Raw genomic sequence first — 16,196 nt, 5'->3', positions numbered from 1 at the left:
CGGCTGCCGATGTCACGCACCTGAGCCGGGACAACCCCGACCACCAGCGGACGAGCGGCTCAGCGCACCGCCCCGGGATGCTGGGCGGCGAAGGCCACCGCGGCACTCAGCACAGGCTCGACCTCTCGTCCGACCTCGGTCATGCGGTAGCGCACCTGGGTCGGCGGGCCGGGGTCGACGTCCCGGACGAAGAAGCCGCGCTCGGTGAGCTCCTTGAGCCGGGTCGACAGCACGGCGTCGCTGACGCCGGGCACCCGCCGCTTGAACTCGCTGAACCGCTCGGCCCCGGCCAGGGCAGCCTGCAGCACCGCACCGGCCCAGGCGCGTCCGAGCACGCCCATGACGTCCTCGATGACCGAGCACTGCGGGGTCTCGGGGTCGGCCTGGGGCTGCTCGTGCGCCTGCTGGGCAGTCATCGGGTCCTCCTGCGAAGTGGCGGGAATTGAATGCTCAACTATGATGTTCATAGTATCTGACAGATCAATAGTAACTCTTGCGAAGGAAGTCCCAGCATGTCCTCGATGCAGTTCGGCTTGTTCACCATCGGCGACCTCACCACCGACCCACTGACCGGTCACACCCCCAGCGAGCACGAGCGGTTGAAGGCGACCATCGAGATCGCCACGCTCGCCGACGAACTGGGCTTCGACGTCTTCGCCACCGGTGAGCACCACAACCCGCCGTTCATCGCCCCGGCCAGCCCCCCGGTGCTGCTGGCCAGCATCGGCGCCCAGACCAAGAACCTGATCCTGTCGACGGCCACCACGCTGATCACCACCAACGACCCCGTGCGCCTGGCCGAGGACTACGCCTACCTGCAGCACCTGGTCGACGGCCGGATGGACCTGACCCTGGGCCGTGGCAACACCGGCCCTGTCTACCCGTGGTTCGGCAAGGACATCCGCGAGGGCATCGCGCTGGCGATCGAGAACTACAACCTGCTGCACCGGCTGTGGCGCGAGGAGAACCTGGAATGGGAAGGGCGCTTCCGCACCCCCCTGCAGCAGTTCACCTCGGTCCCCCGCCCGCTGGACGGGGTGGCGCCCTTCGTGTGGCACGGCTCGATCCGCTCGCCCGAGATCGCCGAGCAGGCCGCCTACTACGGTGACGGCTTCTTCCACAACCACATCTTCTGGCCGGCCAGCCACACCCAGCGCATGGTCGACCTGTACCGCCGCCGCTTCGAGCACTACGGCCACGGCACCTACGACCAGGCGATCGTCGGTCTGGGCGGGCAGGTGTTCATGCGCAAGAACTCGCAGGACGCGGTGCGCGAGTTCCGGCCGTACTTCGACAACGCCCCGGTCTACGGCGGCGGCCCGAGCCTGGAGGACTTCGCCTCGCAGACGCCGCTGACCGTCGGTTCGCCCCAGCAGGTGATCGAGCGCACGCTGGGCTTCCGCGACTACGTCGGCGACTACCAGCGCCAGCTGTGGCTGATCGACCACGCCGGCCTGCCGCAGAAGGAAGTCCTGAAGCAGATCGAGATCCTGGGCACCGAGGTCGTGCCGGTGCTGCGCACCGAGTTCGACAAGCTGCGCAAGCCGGGTGTGCCCGATGCCCCCACCCACGCCGCCCGGGTGGCCGCCGCCGGTGGACCGGTGGACGAGCACCGCGCCCCGGCCGTCGACCGCTGGACCGGCACCCGCGCCGAGGACCACAATGAGGGCGCCAGCGACCTCGACGACCCCGTCATCTCCGAGGAGAAGTGATGTCACCCACCACCAGGGCCACCACCCGCATCGTCGTGCTGCAGGCCGGCCTGCGCAACCCCTCGACCACCCGCATGCTGGCCGAAGAGTTCGTCCGTGAAACCCGGGCCGCCTTCGCCGCGGCCGGGCGCGATGTGGACGTGCGGATGATCGACATCCGCGACCACGCGCACGGCATCGCCGACACCTTCCTGGCCGGGTTCTCGAACCCCGACCTGCAGGAGGCGCTGGATGCCACCGCCTCGGCCGACGGCCTGGTCGTGGTGACCCCGACCTTCTCGGCCTCCTACTCGGGGCTGTTCAAGAGCTTCATCGACATCATCGAGCCCGAGTCGCTGGTCGACAAGCCGGTCGTCCTGGCCGCCACCGGCGGCACCGAACGGCACTCGCTGATGATCGACCACGCCCTTCGTCCGCTGTTCAGCTACCTGGGCGCCGACGCGCTGCGCACCGGGGTCTTCGCCGCCACCCAGGACTTCGGCAGCGGCGAGGGCAGCCGGGTCGCGAAGCGGGTGCGCCGTGCGGCCGGGGAACTGGTCGCCCGCCTGGCCCCCGCCGGGCAGGCGTCCCCGGCGGCGCAGAGCCCCTCGTCCGCCGCCCCGAAGGGCTTCGGGGACGACCTGGTCGACTTCGAGGACCTGATGGGCAGTCTGGGGGTCGGACGATGAGCTCGGCGCCCAAGAAGATCGGTTTCCTGTCCTTCGGGCACTGGATGGACCACCCCGATTCGCAGGTCCGTTCGGCTCAGGACTCGCTGCTGCAGTCGATCGACCTGGCCGTCGCCGTCGAGGAGCTGGGCGCCGATGGCGCCTACTTCCGGGTGCACCACTTCGCCCAGCAGCTCGGCACCCCGGCCCCGCTGCTGGCGGCGGTCGGCGCCCGCACCAGCCGGATCGAGATCGGCACCGGCGTGGTCGACATGCGCTACTCGAACCCGCTCGGGTTCGCCGAGGACATCGCCGCCGCCGACCTGATCTCGGGCGGGCGGATTCAACTCGGCGTCTCGCGGGGGTCGCCCGAGCAGGTCATCGACGGCTGGCGCTACTTCGGTTTCGAGCCCGACGAGGGCGAGACCGATGCCGACATGGCGCGGCGCCACACCAGCGGATTCCTGCGGGCGATCGAGGGCGAGCGGTTCGCCGAGCCGAACCCGCGCCCGATGTTCCCCAACCCGCCCGGCCTGCTGCGGGTCGAGCCGCATGCGCCGGGTCTGCGCCAGCGCATCTGGTGGGGCGCCGGGTCGGACGCGACCGCCCGCTGGACTGCCAGCGAGGGCATGAACCTGATGTCGTCGACCCTGAAGGACGACGAGACCGGCGAACCGTTCCACGTGCAGCAGCGCAGGCAGATCGAGGCATTTCGGGACGAGTGGGCCGAGCACGACCACGGCTTCGAGCCCCGGGTCTCGGTCTCGCGGTCGATCTTCGCGATCACCAGCGAGCAGGACCGGCGCTACTTCCTGGGTGGCGGCGATCGTCGCGACCAGTTCGGCAGCATCGCCGGCGTGCGCTCGGTCTTCGGCCGCACCTACGCCGACGAACCCGACGCCCTGGTCGAGCAGTTGCGCGAGGACGAGGCCATTGCCGCGGCCGACACCCTGCTGCTGACCGTGCCGACCCAGTTGGGGGTGGAGTACAACGCGCATCTGATCGAGTCGGTGTTGACCCACGTGGCTCCGGAGCTCGGCTGGCGCTGAGCTAGGTTTGCCCGGTGACGAGAGTTCTGGTGCTGGGTGGCACGGCGTGGTTGGGTGCGCGCATCGCAGCTGGGTGGGCGGCCAGCGGCGCCGAGGTGTTCTGTCTGGCCCGCGGCGAGTCCGGGGCTGCCCCCGAGGGCTGCACCCTGGTGCGAGCCGATCGCCACGACCCTTCGTCCTACGACGGGCTGGTCGGCGAATGGGACGAAGTCGTCGAGCTCTCCTACGAGCCTGAGTTCGTGGGCCCGGCGCTGGCGGCCCTCGCGCCGAGGGCTGCGCACTGGACGCTGGTCTCGACGGTGTCGGTCTACGCCGGTATCGACCGGCCTGGGGCCGACGAGTCGGCCGCACTGGTGCGGCCGCGTGACCTGACGCAGTACCCCGATGCCAAGGTCGCCGCCGAAGTCACGACGGCCGAGCACGTCGGTGATCGGCTGTTGCTGGCGCGCCCCGGCCTCATCGTCGGCCCCGGGGACACCTCTGACCGATTTGGCTACTGGACGGCACGGCTCTCGCGTGGCGGGGCCGCCCTGGCCCCCGTGACAGCTGGGCGGCATGTGCAGGTGATCGATGTGGACGACCTGGCCGGGTGGTTGGTCGCCGCTGGCGCACGTGGCCTGGTCGGAACCGTGAATGCGGTCGGCCCCTCGATCACGATGGACGAGTTCTTCGCCGAGGCCATGGTGGTGAGCGGCCATGCCGACGGGTTGGTGATGGCTGATGACGATGAACTGCGTAGCCAGGGTGTGAACCATTGGGCCGGGCCCAGGTCACTGCCACTGTGGGTACCGAGAGACCTCAACGTGATCAACCAGTTGTCCCGCCAAGCCTTTGTGGAGGCCGGCGGCATGACGCGGCCGCTGCAGGCGACCCTTCAGCGCACCCTGGCGGACGAGCTCGCCCGCGGCATCGACCGGGAGCGCCGCTCGGGGCTGACCGCCGCGGAGGAGGCCGCGGCCAGCGCCGCGATCCTGGAGGCGCGGGCCGGCTGACCGTCGGACGACCCGGGTGGGTCAGACCCCGGTGAACGGCTTGACGGCGCGAATCAGCGCTCCGTGCATGCCCGGCGCCACCTCATGGGTGAACGAGACCTCGGCGTCGCTGAACCCGGCGGCGGCCAGGCCTTCCAGGTACTCGGTACGCGAGAGTGCCCCCGCGATGCAGCCGACGTGGCTGCCACGCTCGGCCCGATCGTCCGGTGTCAGCTGGTCCTCGGCGACGACGTCGGAGATACCGAGCCGACCGCCGGGCACCAGGACGCGGAACATCTCGGCGAGGACCGCCGGCTTGTCGGTGGACAGGTTGACCACGCAGTTGGAGATCACCACGTCAACGGCACCGTCGGGCAGCGGCACGTCTTCGATGGTGCCCTTGAGGAACTCCACGTTGGTGGCACCCGCCCTCAGCCGGTTCGCCTCGGCCAGCTGGAGCATCTCGTCGGTCATGTCGACGCCATAGGCGAAGCCCGTCGGCCCCACCCGCCGCGCCGAGAGCAGCACGTCGATGCCGCCACCGGAGCCGAGGTCCAACACCTTCTCACCCTCGTGCAGGGACGCCACCACCATCGGATTGCCGCAACCCATCGAGGCTGCCAGCGCCTGGGCGGGCAGTTCGTCCTGCTCGGAGGCCGGGTAGAGCGCCGCACCGAAGGCGCTGTCCACGACATCACCGCCCGCACAGCATTCCGGGCTCGTATCGGCCGTGCTGTCGCAGCAGTCCACCGGCTGGCTGGGGGCGCAGCATGCGGTGCTGGCCCCAGCGCTGGCCAGCGGCAGTTCAACGAAAGGGTCGCCCTTGCGCGTGACGGCAGTGGCTGCCGCGGCGTAGTGCGCCCGAACCTGATCTCGGGTGGTGTCTGTCATGGTTCCGACTTCCATAGAAGAGTGTCGATGCGACCAGCTTTGCCCACACATCGATGTTCGTCAATACGTGTCCTAAGATGACCCCCATGCACACCCCCATCGAGCAGTCGACGGTTCCCGCCGGACCCCAGGCGTGCTGCTCACCGATCATCGGTGGAGCACTGGACGATGGGTCCGCCCAGGACCTGGCCCGCGTGTTCAAGGCACTCGGCGACCCGACTCGACTGCGACTGGTCTCGCTGATCGCCGCCGCTGATGGCGCCGAGGCCTGCATCTGTGACCTCACCGGGCCGGTTGGTCTCAGCCAACCGACCGTGTCACATCACATGAAGTTGCTTGTCGAGGCAGGGTTGGTCACCCGGGAGCAGCGCGGGAAGTGGGCCTACTATCGCCTCGCCGGCGACGCCTTTGACGCCCTGCGTGCCGCGATCCCGAACGGAGTCGCCGGCTGACCGCGTCAACAAACAAGCGCCCCAGAGCATGAGGCCTGCAGTAGTGCAGGGCGTCTGCTCTGGGGTGCTTGTTTGTTGACAGGTTCCCGGGCTCAGCCCCAGGACTCGTCGCCCGGCTGCAGGTTCTGGTACTTGCGGGTGTAGCGCGGCTCGGCCTGGATGTCCTCCATGGCCTCCTTCCACGCGAAGTAGTGGGGCTGCGTCTTGTGGAACTCGAGGTCATCGGGCGAGCCGTAGCCCTCGACCAACACGAACTGGGTCGGGTCATCCAGTTGCTGGATGACGTCGAAGCGCTTGCAGCCCGGCTCCTGCAGGCTGGCCTTCGAGTTGGCCGTGGAGATGTCGATGAAGTCCTGGACCTTGTCGTCCTTGGTGCGCACGAAGCAGTGAACGATGAACATGGTCTTCAGCCTAGGGCTTGGGGCGGCAGGACGCCGGTGGTGGTGGCACCTGCTGCGCGCCCGGCACCTCTGCCAGACGCCCGGGCACCTCTGCCAGACGCCCCGGTGCCGCGGTGCGCTCACACCTGTCGGTGCCGCCCCTCGGGTGTTCATCCCGCTCCCCCTCATGTCCATCCCGCCCCCGTCAGATGCATCACGCCCCTCGTGGACCCGGGCATTGGAGGGGCGGGACGGCACCCAGAGGGGCGCGATGGACGTACTGGGGGTCGGGGTGCACCTACGAGGGGCGCGATGGATGTGATGCGGGGTCGCCTACAACCCGGCTGCCCCCGGCCAGATTCACCCGCCGCCCAGAAACCCTCGATGTGCGGGAATACCCACCCGTCCGGTACCGTTGGCTTAGTTGAACGTTGTACTAACAGCCCCGCGCACCGCACCCGGAGGAACCCCACATATGACCACCATCAAGCTCATCGTTGGCAGCACCCGCCCCGTCCGCGTCGGCGGCCAGCTCGTCGACGGGGTCGTCTCGACACTGTCCGAGGCCACCGGCGCCAGCGTCGAGGTCGTCGACCTGCGCGAGCTGGACCTGCCCTTCCTGGCCGAGCCGCAGCAGGCCGCCAGTGGCGTGTACACCCTCGACTCGACCAAGCAGTGGGCCCAGATCGTCAAGGACTCCGACGCCATCGTCTGGCTGACCCCCGAGTACAACGGTGGCTTCCCCGCCCCGGTGAAGAACGCGATCGACCACCTGCTCGCCGAGTGGGACGCCAAGCCCACCCTCGTCGTCGGCTACGGCTGGGGCGGCGCCTCGCGTGCGGTCAAGCACCTCGTCGAGATCCTCGGCAACGTCAAGACCAATGTCGTCGCCGACGCCATCTGCATGCCCTTCGGCGACAACCCGCCGGCTGAGGGCCAGGTCGCCAACCCGCTGGCCATCGTCGAGGCCAACAAGGAGGCGCTGGTCGCGGGCGCCAAGGCCCTGGTCGAGGCCATCGAGTCGGACGAGGAAGCCGCTGCCTGATCGGGTTCAGCTGCGCCAGGAAGCAACGATCTGGTCACCAGGACCGCCGGGAGCGCTCAGCGCCCCGGCGGTTTCTGCACCAGCACGGTCTCGCCGTTGTCGTCGACGAACCGCCGCCTGCCCAGCGGCGCGGCCAGGCTGAACTCCACCGGCAGGATGACCCCGAGGGCGACCTGTGCGTCACCGGGGCGGGCCGAGTTCCAGGCGGTCATCGACAACACGACCGTCTCGTCACCCTCGTCAACGCTCAGCTCGGGTTCCGAACTGGAGACTCCGCCCACGCCATCGACGGTCCAGTGCACACCCGTGCTGTCACCATCCTTCGGGTGGACCACGCTGACGCTGATCCGTTCTCGTCCGATCGGCCCACGGCTGCAGCCGGCCAGCACCCCGGACCCGAGCACCCCAGCCCCGAGCACCCCCGCCCCAAGGACGCCGGCCGGGAGCAACAGCACTTCACGTCGTCTCATGATGCCTCCAGACATCTCGCTGACAACAGACACTACGCACGGGCACCGCGCGGGGTTGCGCCGACCGGCAGACGATTTCGTCCGCACCCCGGCGGCACCCGAGGGCCCCGCCTAGAGTCGGGACCATGGCTACTACCAAGAAGGCGACGGCCGGCAAGGCCGCGAAGAAGTCCACCGGCAAGAGCTCGCCCCCGGCCAACAAGTCATTCACGGTGCCGGGGCTGGGCCTCGACGAGGGCCAGGGGCTGGCCCGCAAGCTGCAGATGCGCCTGCACTCACTCAACGACCTGCAACTGACCCTGAAGCACGCCCACTGGAACGTGGTCGGGCCGAAGTTCATCAGCATCCACGAAATGCTCGACCCGCAGGTGGTCGCCGTGCGCGCCATGGTCGACCAGATCGCCGAGCGCATGGCCACCCTGGGTGTGGCCCCCAATGGCTGCCCGGGCGACCTGGTCGCCCAGCGCACCTGGGAGGACTACCCCATCGGCCAGGCCCAGGCCTCCGAGCACCTCGGCGCCCTGGACATCGTCTATTCCGGGGTGATCACCGACCATCGCGCCCTGATCGAGGAGGCCGGCGAGGTCGACCCGATCACCGAGGACATGTTGATCGGGCAGGTCACCCAGCTCGAGCAGTTCCAGTGGTTCATCCGCGCCCACCTCGAGGACGACCAGGGCAACCTCGCCACCCAGGGAGCCACCCACGCGGCCGAGGGCGCCGCCCAGGGACTGGCCGCCGACAAGGCCCTGGACTGAACCCACCGGCGATCCGACCCGGCGACCCGTACCAGCGGTCGGATCAGGGCATCGGCTGGCAGCGGGGGCAGTAGTACAACTCCCGCTGCTGCGGTGCCCGCCCGATGGTGGCTCGGCGAATGGCCGTCGCACAGCGGGGGCAGGCTCGTCCGGGTTTGCCGTAGATGTGCAGCGGGTCGCGCCAGTTGCCGGTCGAGACCGAGCCGCGGAACTTCAGGGTGCCGCGCAGCAGCCGGTGCGCCCGGCGCACCACCTCCTCCAGTTGCCCGGGCACCAGGTCGGCGACCGGACGCCAGGGGTTCAGCTGTTCCAGGAAGCAGATCTCGGCGGCCCACATCGTCCCGATGCCGGCCAGGTTGCGCTGCTCGAGCAGTGCCTCGCCGAGCGGGACCTCGGGCTGGGCACTGATCCGCCGCACGGCTTCGGCGGCATCCCAGTCCTCGCCGAGCAGGTCGGGGCCCAGGTGGCCCACCAGCCTGCCCTCCTGGGCGGTGGCGACCAGGTCGAGGTTGCCCAACTGCCGGCCCAGCGCGACTTGGTGCCCGGTACCGACCACGGCCCGCAGCCACGGGTCCCGCAACCGGCGCGCGGTGGCCTCGGCCACGGGGACGACCCGCCACCGGCCCTCCATCCGCAGGTGCGTGTGCAGGGTGGTGGCATCATCGAGACGCAGCAACAGGTGCTTGCCGCGGGCCACGACCTCGGTGACCGTGCATCCCCGCTTGTCGGAAGCCCCCAGATCACCCCAGCGCAACTCCCACCGGGTGACCACCTGGTCGCGGAGTGCCTCGTCCAGCAGCAGGGCGGCGCGCCAGACCGCATCCCCCTCGGGCACCGGGGCTACTTGTTCTTGGTGAGCTTGACGGTGTGGCCCGCCATCATCGAGAACCCCGACAGGACCAGCGTGCCATTCGAGCCATCGCCCTGGGCCTTCGACTTGATCTCGTTGCCGGCCATGATGTTGACGGTGTCGTCCTGCACCCGCACGCCCTCGGGCACGGTGATGGTGCTGCCGGCCATGATGGCCACCGCCTCATAGGTGATGGTCACTCCGGGCCCGAAGGCCTCGGTCAGGTCGACCTCGTCGCCGCCCCAGAACTGGAAGCTGGTCAGCTTCTCGACGCCACGGGCCGGCTTGAGGTTCTTGCCGCTCATCACCGCGACCGTGCTGACCACCGCGTCCTGGTCGTGCAGCGCGGGCATCTGGCCGGGCCCGGTGGCCAGCCCACGGCCCTGATGGGGGCCGGTCATCAACACCAGTGAGTTGCCCTCGGGCAGGTCGGCCACCAGGGGCTTCAGCTCGTCGAGGTAGCGGGAGGTGATCACCTGTGTCTGGCGTTCGTCGAGTTCGGCCATGTCGAGCCGGCCGGCGGCATGCGCGTCCATCAGCACCTGGAGCACTGCGTCGCGGTCACTGTCACCAGCGCGGATGCGGAGGGGTTCGGCCATGTTCAGCAGGCTACCCGCGCAAGGTTCGCCCCCGCCACCGATCACCCTGCCGCCCACTCCGAAACAACATTGAGCCGACCTCACTCAACTTGGGAATATCCCCGCCGCGAGGGCCGTTGTACTCACTGTTGGCACCCCCCGGGGAGCCGCACCCACAGCACACTTTCGATGCACAGATCTAGTACCAGGAGGCTCACATGGCTCGCACCATCAATCCGTTCCAAGAGGTCGACCGACTCTTCACCGACCTCACCCGCACCCCCGCGTCGGTCGGCATGCCGATGGACCTCTACCGTGACGGCGACAACTTCATCGCCGAGATCGACCTGCCCGGAGTCGACCCGGCCAGCATCGATGTCGACGTCGAGGACCACACGCTGACCATCCGCGCCGAGCGCAAGGCAACCCCCGTCGAGGGCAAGCGTGACTGGCTCACCCGTGAGCGCCCTTCGGGCACCTTCGCCCGCCAGCTCACGCTCGGGCGCCGCGTGGCCCTCGACCGCATCGACGCCAGCTACAGCGACGGCGTGCTGCGGCTGACCATCCCGGTCGCTGAAGAGGCCAAGCCGCGCAAGGTCAACGTGATCCACACCGGTCGTCTCGTCGAGGTTGAGGCCGCCCCTGCCGACGAGCAGGCGCCCGCCGACCAGGCCTGACCGGCACCCGGAACGCCCCATCCTGAGGGGGCAACACCAGGGCCCGGGGCCGCTGCACAAGCGCCCCGGGCCTTTGGCATGCCCGGACTACCCCTCGGTTCCCCCGGCCCCGGGCCCAACCCCGGGAAGGATGTCGGCCAGGTCGTAGCTGACCGGCTCGTCCAGTTGGTCGTACGTGCACGAGGCGGGGTCGCGGTCCTCGCGCCAGCGCACCCACTGGGCGGTGTGGCGGAACCGGTTGCCCTCCATGTGGTCGTAGCGCACCTCGACCACCCGTTCGGGGCGCAGCGGGGTGAACGACAGGTCCTTCGTGGCGTTCCACCGGCTGTGGGCGCTGGACGAGGGGGTCCGCGGGAAGGACTGGTCGCGGTTGTCCGGCAGTTGTTCGGCCGGGGCGGACGACTCGTCCTGTTTGGGGTCGGCCCAGGACCAGGGGTGCCCCTCGAAATCGGTGACCAGGGGCTGCAGTTCGGCAAACAGTTCGCGGCGCCGCTCCATCGGGAAGGCGCCGATCACCCCGACTGAGTTGAGCTGGCCCTGCTCGTCGTACAGGCCGAGCATCAGCGAACCGACCGCGTCGTCGGTGCCCTTGTACACCCGGTAGCCGGCGACCACGCAGTCGGCAGTGCGTTCGTGCTTGATCTTGTACATCACCCGCTTGTCCTCGAGGTAACCCATGTCGAGGGGCTTGGCCATGATGCCGTCGAGGCCGGCGCCCTCGAAGCTGGTGAACCATTCCCGGGCCTCGTCGCGGTCGCGGGTCATCGGGGTGAGGTGGATCGGCGCCCGGGCACCGGCCAGGGCGGTTTCCAGGGCGGCGCGGCGTTCGACGAACGGCACCTCGGTGTAGTCGGTCATGCCGATGGCGAGCACGTCGAAGGCGACGAAGCTGGCCGGGGTGGCCTTCGACAGTTTCGTGATCCGGCTGGCGGCCGGGTGAATGCGCTGCTGCAGAAGGTCGAAGTTGAGCCGGTCGCCGCGCTCGGGGTCGATCATGATGATCTCACCGTCGATGCAGCAGTGCTCGGGGAAGTTGGCCTTGACCGCCTCGACCAGTTCGGGGAAGTAGCGCGTCATCGGGCGTTCGTTGCGGCTGCCGAGCTCGACCATGTCACCGGAGCGCCAGATCAGGGTGCGGAAACCGTCCCACTTGGGTTCGTAGATGGCCTCGACCTTGGGGATGTCCTTGACGGACTTGGCCAGCATCGGCCCGTAGGGCGGGGCGATCGCCGTGCCCCATTCGGCGTCGCGCTCGGCCTTGGGCGGCAAGTAGTCAGCCTCGTCGCGGTCCTTGCGACGCTTGGACGGCTGCACTCGCGGCGGCTCGCCGGGCATCTTCGGGTAGTCCGGGGGAAAGTTCAGCTCGCCCAGTCCGCGGTCGAGGTCGGCCTGCCACAGGGCGAGGGCAGCGGTGATGTCGCCGACGTGCTCGTCCATGTCTGTCCAGGGGTTGCCCCGCTCGGCCAGCAGTCGTGGAGCGGTACGGACGGTGAACCGGGTCGGGTCGGCGTCGTCCAGTTCGTCCCAGGCGAGGGGGAAGGAGACCGGTGCGTGCGGCAGCGGACGAGGGCTCAGCAGGGCCGCGATCGTCCGGTCACGGTTGGCCTGGTTGAAGTCGACGAAGACCTTCTCACCGCGTTCCTCCTTCCACCAACTGGTGGTGACCAGGTCGGGCATGCGACGTTCGAGTTCGCGGGCGATGCCGATGACGCCGTGGCGGACGTCCTGGAACTCGTGGGTGGGGGCGATGCGGGCGTAGACGTGGATGCCGCGGTTGCCGGAGGTCTTCGCGTAGGGGGTGTAGCCGATCTCGGTCATCACCTCGCGCAGGCCGTGGGCGGCCTTGATGGCATCGGTGAAGTCGCGACCTGGTTGCGGGTCGAGGTCGATGCGCAGTTCGTCGGGGTTGTCGAGGTTCGCGGTGCGCACCGGCCACGGGTGGAAGGTGATGGTGCTCATCTGGCCGGTCCAGGCGAGGGCGGCCGGTTCGTCGAGGACGAGTTGGGCGTGGCGTCGTCCGGACGGGTAGGTGCAGGTGACCGTGCGGATGAACCCCGGCTTGCCCTGCGGCGGGCGCTTGGAGAAGAACTCCTCACCGCCGATGCCCTCGGGGAAGCGCTGCAGGGTGATCGGGCGGTCGCCGTTGGCGGCCAGGAAGTGGTCGGCCACCGCGAGCAGGTAGTCGACCAGTTCGGCCTTGGTGAGGTCTTTGCCGTCGGCCATGCCGGACCCGGGCCACAGCACCCGGTCGCCGCTGGACAGCTTGACCTTGCGGGTGCCCTCGGGCCCGGGAATCTCGAGCATGGTGTCAGCCATGTGTTTCAGCCTAGGTCGGGGCAGGCGGCCCCGTGGGGATGCGGGCCGCTCGCGCAGGTCGCCCGCTCGTCCGCCCACCTCGCTCGTCCGCCCACCTCGCGGATGCGCAGGTTCCTTCACGGAATCACCGCCGCCAGTGAAGGATCCATGACGGAACCTGCGCATCCGCGGGGGTTGGGGGGACGCGGAGGCCAGCGGGGGACGGGCGACGCCGAGCCTCCGTCTAGTCCAGGTTGTCCAGGGTGGGCAGCCGACCCGGGAGCGAACCGCCCAAGCCGCGGCGACGGCCGGTGTCCAGCGCCCGGTCCACCCGTTGCCTCAGCTGGCTCGGGGACCGGAGTTCCTCGATGCCCCACCGGACGACGACCCAGCCCATCGATTCCAGCTGTTCCTGACGCCGCTTCTCCCGGCGGACCACCTCGGCCGGCGACTCCCCGGGGCGGGCCAACGAGTCGTACTTGTCCTGTCCGTCGTACTCACCCAGCACGCCCAGCTCGGGCCAGGCGAAGTCCGCTCGTCCGATGGTGCGACCGTTGAAATCGAGGACGATGAACTGCTGCACGGGGTCGGGCAGTGCCACCTTCGACAGCGCCAGCCGGGAGCGGGACTCCTGCGGGCTCTCGGAGAAGGATGAGGCGAATCGGGCGAGCTCCCGTGCGACGACGACACCCTTGCGCCGCCGGCAGCGGCCCAGCACCTCGGCCACGGCCTGCCGCAGTTCGCCCAGTCGCGCGCTCTCCCGGGCCCGCCACAGTGCTGCCTCCCACGTGATGATGGCGTCCTCGGCCCCACGCAGCCGAGCCAGGTCGACAATGGTGCGCGCCACGCTGGTCACGGTGTAGCCGGACACGTCGACGACGTCCTGCTCCGGCAGCACCTCGCCCCGGATCTGGCGCCAGCGGCCACGCAGCTGGTTGCGCTGGCCGTCAAGCACCAGCTGCACCGCAGCCGGCACCCGCGCCACCGGCAAACCATGGACGAGGGCGGCCGTCTCCAGCGTCAGGACGCCCTCGTCCTCGAACTGCGCCATGGCGAGGTGGAACTGCCGCGGGTCGTCCGGGAACGAAAGGGCATATCGACCCCTGCCCACCCGCAGGATGGAGCCAAGATCCACGAGGCGCCTGATGGCCCCGTCCGTGTGCCCATGGGCGAGCAGTTCCTGCCGTGTGGTGAGGTGCATGGCGCCTACTTCACACCCGGACACCCCGGGATTCCAGAGAGATCAGCAGCCTGTGGACAACTTCGGCCATCCCGCCAGATTTGTCCACATCCCTTGTCAACGCCGACTCGCGCGGCTACCGGATTCCGCGCCAGACCGGGCCGGCCCGCCCCCGCCGTCCGTCGGCCCGCCCCCGACGTCCGTCGGCCCCCAACCCGCGGATGCGCAGGTTCCTTCACGGAATCACCGCTGCCAAAGATGGATCCATGACGAAACCTGCGCATCCGCGGGGTTGGGGGCTCGGGGTTGGGGGCTCGGACGAGGGGGCGAGCGGACGAGGGGGCGGGCGGACCGACCGGCTCAGTACCAGGGCCAGCTCGTGCCGGAGGGGCAACTGGGCTCGCGGAAGCCGCGGAAGGCGATGCTGGCACTCTGCAGCACCAGTGGGTTTCGGGTGACCACTCGTCCGGCCAGGGCCAGCGACACCAGTGACACCCCGCCCAGCAGCACCGCCCCCAGGGTCGAGACCGACAGGCTCACGTCGGCCTCGTCGGTGTGGCTGCGGGCGCACATGGCGCCCCGTTCATCGGCCTGCAGCCGGAACCGGCCGTGGTTCCAGTCGCAGAGGTGGTCGACCACGTCGAAGACCACGTCCACCGGCGCCGAGTAGCGCCGCGCCGACAGGGCCCGCGGCACGTCCACCAGGCGCACCGCCAGCGAGTCGCGAATCGTCCAGTCCAGGGCCTCGGGGTTGCTGACCATGTACTGCAGGGGCTCGTCAGGGGCACATTCGGCGCGCACCGACTCGGCCGCATCCAGGTCGAGCAGGAACCGCCACAACTGCCCGTACGAAGCCCGGTGGATCGCCACCAACTCGGGCACCAGTAGCCGTGTGGTGGTCCGCCCGGAGCCGTCGCCACGCACCTCGAAGCGGTAGAGCGCGTACCCCTGCGGGTGGCCCTCGGCGTCCCAGCAGATCGCCACCCGGCAGGCGGTGAGGCCGGGCACCGGGGTGGCGGCATCGGCCATCACCCGGTCCCACTGCTGTTGGGCGCGGTCGACCCAGCCGACATTCATCAGCCGGGCGCGCTCGTGGATCCGCGGCATCAGCCCGGCCGCGGTTGCCAGGTCGACCTGGGTGATGCGCGCGGTCCCGAGGTCGACATCGGGACGAAAACCCATCGCCCCGGTTCGTCCGTCGAGCACCGCGGTCTGCATGGCCATGCCGAAACCGAACCGGGTGTAGACCTCGGCCTGGTCGGAACACAGCACCGCGATCGCCTCGCGCCGGTGCTCGTACATGTCGGTGAACAGGTCACGAACCAGCATCGAGAAGACCCCGCGCCGACGATGGGTCGGCGCCACGGCCGGGTTGGCGATCCCGGCGACCGGCTCGACCAGCCCACCCGGCAGGGTCATCTCCCGCGGGACGGCGGTGATCCCGCCGACCGGGTCGGCGCCCTCGAAGGCCCCGCGGCTGCGTTCCAGCGAGATGGACGACCTCAGCCGCTGCAGGGTGAACTCGTCGTGGTCGCGGCCCTGGGCGTCGGCCACGACCCGCGCCCAGGGCTCGAATTCGGACGGGGAAACCGGGCGCGTGGTGATCAAGGACATGGCCGAAAGTCCACCACGTGGCCGGTTCATTCCCGCGAGTGTCGTGGTCAGATCGACCCCGAGACCAGCCAGGTGTGGCCGTCCGCGAGGCTGGAGCGCAGTGCGGCGCGAACAGCCCGCTCCACGCCCAACTGGTTTGCGGGGTCGTTGTTCGCCACCGACCAGTCGACCAGGACATGGGCCACGGTGCTGTTGCCCTGCACGCCGTTGACCTGGGCCTGAATGTTGGCCTGCTGGGGCGGCCCCGGGATCTGGCCCTGCAGGTCGAGCCTGATCGGTTGGACGGTGTGCAGCGTTCGGGCACCGCGGAAGATGTCGGGGTACACCAGCTGCGCGATGACGTTCCTGGCGGCGTTGGTCTGGGCGGCATTGAGGGCACCGAAGTAGCGTGGGATGGGCCCGGACTGCACTCTCTGGATGGGCATGAGGGGATTCCTTTCGGGACAGCACGGCACGCGGAAGCCACGCCGGGCTGGAAGGACGTGAGGGGTGGTGAGCGGGAGGGGAAGCTCAGCAGGGGTTGGTGGGGTAGGGGATCCACCCACCCTCGCACCGGCTCGTCCGGCGGTCAACGACCCTGAACCGAGACTTACCAAACGTTGTTACGACGCTCAGCATCGGCCGGAC

Annotated in this window: 18 protein-coding genes; 8 read left to right on the top strand and 10 right to left on the bottom strand. The window is 69.4% G+C overall.

Going from position 1 to position 16,196, the window contains the following annotated elements:
- Positions 1-59: 59 nt before the first annotated feature.
- Positions 60-416: a winged helix-turn-helix transcriptional regulator gene (locus ACQE3C_RS03700; RefSeq protein ID WP_434537851.1), complete on the bottom strand. Its 357-nt coding sequence runs from the start codon at positions 414-416 to the stop codon at positions 60-62.
- 105 nt (positions 417-521) lie between these two features.
- On the opposite strand from ACQE3C_RS03700, the gene ACQE3C_RS03695 reads away from it, so the two are divergent.
- Genes ACQE3C_RS03695 through ACQE3C_RS03680 form a run of 4 tightly spaced genes read left to right on the top strand, consistent with a single transcriptional unit; the run spans position 522 to position 4,400 of the window.
- The gene (locus ACQE3C_RS03695) at positions 522-1,712 is read left to right on the top strand and encodes an LLM class flavin-dependent oxidoreductase (protein WP_434537941.1); all 1,191 of its coding nucleotides are present in this window, start codon (positions 522-524) and stop codon (positions 1,710-1,712) included.
- Complete coding sequence (locus tag ACQE3C_RS03690) at positions 1,712-2,380, top strand: CE1759 family FMN reductase (RefSeq protein ID WP_434537850.1); 669 nt, start codon at positions 1,712-1,714, stop codon at positions 2,378-2,380. Before ACQE3C_RS03695 ends, ACQE3C_RS03690 begins: the two co-directional genes overlap by 1 nt.
- Positions 2,377-3,408 (top strand): LLM class flavin-dependent oxidoreductase, encoded by a 1,032-nt coding sequence (locus ACQE3C_RS03685; protein ID WP_434537849.1) that lies wholly within the window; start codon positions 2,377-2,379, stop codon positions 3,406-3,408. The genes ACQE3C_RS03690 and ACQE3C_RS03685 overlap by 4 nt, the downstream gene beginning before the upstream one ends.
- 14 nt (positions 3,409-3,422) lie before the next feature.
- Positions 3,423-4,400, top strand: a complete 978-nt coding sequence (locus ACQE3C_RS03680; protein WP_434537848.1) for an oxidoreductase — start codon at positions 3,423-3,425, stop codon at positions 4,398-4,400.
- Positions 4,401-4,421: 21 nt separating this feature from the next.
- Here ACQE3C_RS03680 and ACQE3C_RS03675 read toward each other — a convergent pair whose 3' ends face one another.
- Positions 4,422-5,069 (bottom strand): methyltransferase domain-containing protein, encoded by a 648-nt coding sequence (locus ACQE3C_RS03675; RefSeq protein WP_434537847.1) that lies wholly within the window; start codon positions 5,067-5,069, stop codon positions 4,422-4,424.
- A gap of 287 nt (positions 5,070-5,356) precedes the next feature.
- Between ACQE3C_RS03675 and ACQE3C_RS03670 the strand changes: the two genes are divergently transcribed.
- On the top strand, positions 5,357-5,722 hold the full coding sequence (locus tag ACQE3C_RS03670; RefSeq protein WP_434537846.1) for an ArsR/SmtB family transcription factor: 366 nt from the start codon (positions 5,357-5,359) through the stop codon (positions 5,720-5,722).
- 92 nt (positions 5,723-5,814) lie between these two features.
- On the opposite strand, the gene ACQE3C_RS03665 is transcribed toward ACQE3C_RS03670, so the two are convergent.
- A complete protein-coding gene (locus ACQE3C_RS03665; protein WP_434537845.1) occupies positions 5,815-6,123 on the bottom strand; it encodes a putative quinol monooxygenase in 309 nt (102 codons plus the stop codon).
- A 454-nt stretch (positions 6,124-6,577) separates the two neighbouring features.
- Here ACQE3C_RS03665 and ACQE3C_RS03660 point away from each other — a divergent pair, with 454 nt between their 5' ends.
- Positions 6,578-7,147: an NADPH-dependent FMN reductase gene (locus tag ACQE3C_RS03660; protein WP_434537844.1), complete on the top strand. Its 570-nt coding sequence runs from the start codon at positions 6,578-6,580 to the stop codon at positions 7,145-7,147.
- A gap of 56 nt (positions 7,148-7,203) precedes the next feature.
- On the opposite strand, the gene ACQE3C_RS03655 is transcribed toward ACQE3C_RS03660, so the two are convergent.
- Entirely contained in the window at positions 7,204-7,617 is a 414-nt protein-coding gene (locus ACQE3C_RS03655) for a hypothetical protein (protein WP_434537843.1), read from the bottom strand.
- Between the two features lie 125 nt (positions 7,618-7,742).
- Here ACQE3C_RS03655 and ACQE3C_RS03650 point away from each other — a divergent pair, with 125 nt between their 5' ends.
- Positions 7,743-8,375 (top strand): Dps family protein, encoded by a 633-nt coding sequence (locus ACQE3C_RS03650; protein ID WP_434537842.1) that lies wholly within the window; start codon positions 7,743-7,745, stop codon positions 8,373-8,375.
- A 43-nt stretch (positions 8,376-8,418) separates the two neighbouring features.
- Here ACQE3C_RS03650 and ACQE3C_RS03645 read toward each other — a convergent pair whose 3' ends face one another.
- Together ACQE3C_RS03645 and ACQE3C_RS03640 are read right to left on the bottom strand one after the other, a co-directional pair.
- The gene (locus ACQE3C_RS03645; protein ID WP_434537841.1) at positions 8,419-9,210 is read right to left on the bottom strand and encodes a DNA-formamidopyrimidine glycosylase family protein; all 792 of its coding nucleotides are present in this window, start codon (positions 9,208-9,210) and stop codon (positions 8,419-8,421) included.
- 5 nt (positions 9,211-9,215) lie between these two features.
- Complete coding sequence (locus tag ACQE3C_RS03640; RefSeq protein WP_434537840.1) at positions 9,216-9,824, bottom strand: DUF1707 SHOCT-like domain-containing protein; 609 nt, start codon at positions 9,822-9,824, stop codon at positions 9,216-9,218.
- 197 nt (positions 9,825-10,021) lie between these two features.
- On the opposite strand from ACQE3C_RS03640, the gene ACQE3C_RS03635 reads away from it, so the two are divergent.
- Positions 10,022-10,480 (top strand): Hsp20/alpha crystallin family protein, encoded by a 459-nt coding sequence (locus tag ACQE3C_RS03635; protein WP_434537839.1) that lies wholly within the window; start codon positions 10,022-10,024, stop codon positions 10,478-10,480.
- An 87-nt stretch (positions 10,481-10,567) separates the two neighbouring features.
- Here ACQE3C_RS03635 and ACQE3C_RS03630 read toward each other — a convergent pair whose 3' ends face one another.
- From ACQE3C_RS03630 to ACQE3C_RS03615, 4 genes are all read right to left on the bottom strand, one after another.
- On the bottom strand, positions 10,568-12,796 hold the full coding sequence (locus tag ACQE3C_RS03630) for an ATP-dependent DNA ligase (protein WP_434537838.1): 2,229 nt from the start codon (positions 12,794-12,796) through the stop codon (positions 10,568-10,570).
- A 223-nt stretch (positions 12,797-13,019) separates the two neighbouring features.
- On the bottom strand, positions 13,020-13,976 hold the full coding sequence (locus tag ACQE3C_RS03625; protein WP_434537837.1) for a hypothetical protein: 957 nt from the start codon (positions 13,974-13,976) through the stop codon (positions 13,020-13,022).
- A gap of 339 nt (positions 13,977-14,315) precedes the next feature.
- The gene (locus ACQE3C_RS03620; protein WP_434537836.1) at positions 14,316-15,569 is read right to left on the bottom strand and encodes a GNAT family N-acetyltransferase; all 1,254 of its coding nucleotides are present in this window, start codon (positions 15,567-15,569) and stop codon (positions 14,316-14,318) included.
- 47 nt (positions 15,570-15,616) lie between these two features.
- On the bottom strand, positions 15,617-15,994 hold the full coding sequence (locus tag ACQE3C_RS03615) for a hypothetical protein (RefSeq protein WP_434537835.1): 378 nt from the start codon (positions 15,992-15,994) through the stop codon (positions 15,617-15,619).
- Positions 15,995-16,196: the final 202 nt, after the last annotated feature.

It is taken from the genome of Aestuariimicrobium sp. Y1814 (assembly GCF_050113895.1).
Lineage (GTDB): Bacteria > Actinomycetota > Actinomycetes > Propionibacteriales > Propionibacteriaceae > Aestuariimicrobium.
The sequence above is the reverse complement of the archived record's forward strand: the minus strand, read 5'-3'. Positions and strand labels throughout refer to the sequence as shown.

What these genes read in the sequence shown, in the direction of transcription:
- ACQE3C_RS03700 (WP_434537851.1), bottom strand. Translation starts at nt 416, where the DNA reads ATGACTGCCCAGCAGGCGCACGAGCAGCCCCAGGCCGACCCCGAGACC.
- ACQE3C_RS03695 (WP_434537941.1), top strand. Translation starts at nt 522, where the DNA reads ATGCAGTTCGGCTTGTTCACCATCGGCGACCTCACCACCGACCCACTG.
- ACQE3C_RS03690 (WP_434537850.1), top strand. Translation starts at nt 1,712, where the DNA reads ATGTCACCCACCACCAGGGCCACCACCCGCATCGTCGTGCTGCAGGCC.
- ACQE3C_RS03685 (WP_434537849.1), top strand. Translation starts at nt 2,377, where the DNA reads ATGAGCTCGGCGCCCAAGAAGATCGGTTTCCTGTCCTTCGGGCACTGG.
- ACQE3C_RS03670 (WP_434537846.1), top strand. Translation starts at nt 5,357, where the DNA reads ATGCACACCCCCATCGAGCAGTCGACGGTTCCCGCCGGACCCCAGGCG.
- ACQE3C_RS03665 (WP_434537845.1), bottom strand. Translation starts at nt 6,123, where the DNA reads ATGTTCATCGTTCACTGCTTCGTGCGCACCAAGGACGACAAGGTCCAG.
- ACQE3C_RS03660 (WP_434537844.1), top strand. Translation starts at nt 6,578, where the DNA reads ATGACCACCATCAAGCTCATCGTTGGCAGCACCCGCCCCGTCCGCGTC.
- ACQE3C_RS03655 (WP_434537843.1), bottom strand. Translation starts at nt 7,617, where the DNA reads ATGAGACGACGTGAAGTGCTGTTGCTCCCGGCCGGCGTCCTTGGGGCG.
- ACQE3C_RS03650 (WP_434537842.1), top strand. Translation starts at nt 7,743, where the DNA reads ATGGCTACTACCAAGAAGGCGACGGCCGGCAAGGCCGCGAAGAAGTCC.
- ACQE3C_RS03640 (WP_434537840.1), bottom strand. Translation starts at nt 9,824, where the DNA reads ATGGCCGAACCCCTCCGCATCCGCGCTGGTGACAGTGACCGCGACGCA.
- ACQE3C_RS03635 (WP_434537839.1), top strand. Translation starts at nt 10,022, where the DNA reads ATGGCTCGCACCATCAATCCGTTCCAAGAGGTCGACCGACTCTTCACC.
- ACQE3C_RS03630 (WP_434537838.1), bottom strand. Translation starts at nt 12,796, where the DNA reads ATGGCTGACACCATGCTCGAGATTCCCGGGCCCGAGGGCACCCGCAAG.
- ACQE3C_RS03625 (WP_434537837.1), bottom strand. Translation starts at nt 13,976, where the DNA reads ATGCACCTCACCACACGGCAGGAACTGCTCGCCCATGGGCACACGGAC.
- ACQE3C_RS03620 (WP_434537836.1), bottom strand. Translation starts at nt 15,569, where the DNA reads ATGTCCTTGATCACCACGCGCCCGGTTTCCCCGTCCGAATTCGAGCCC.
- ACQE3C_RS03615 (WP_434537835.1), bottom strand. Translation starts at nt 15,994, where the DNA reads ATGCCCATCCAGAGAGTGCAGTCCGGGCCCATCCCACGCTACTTCGGT.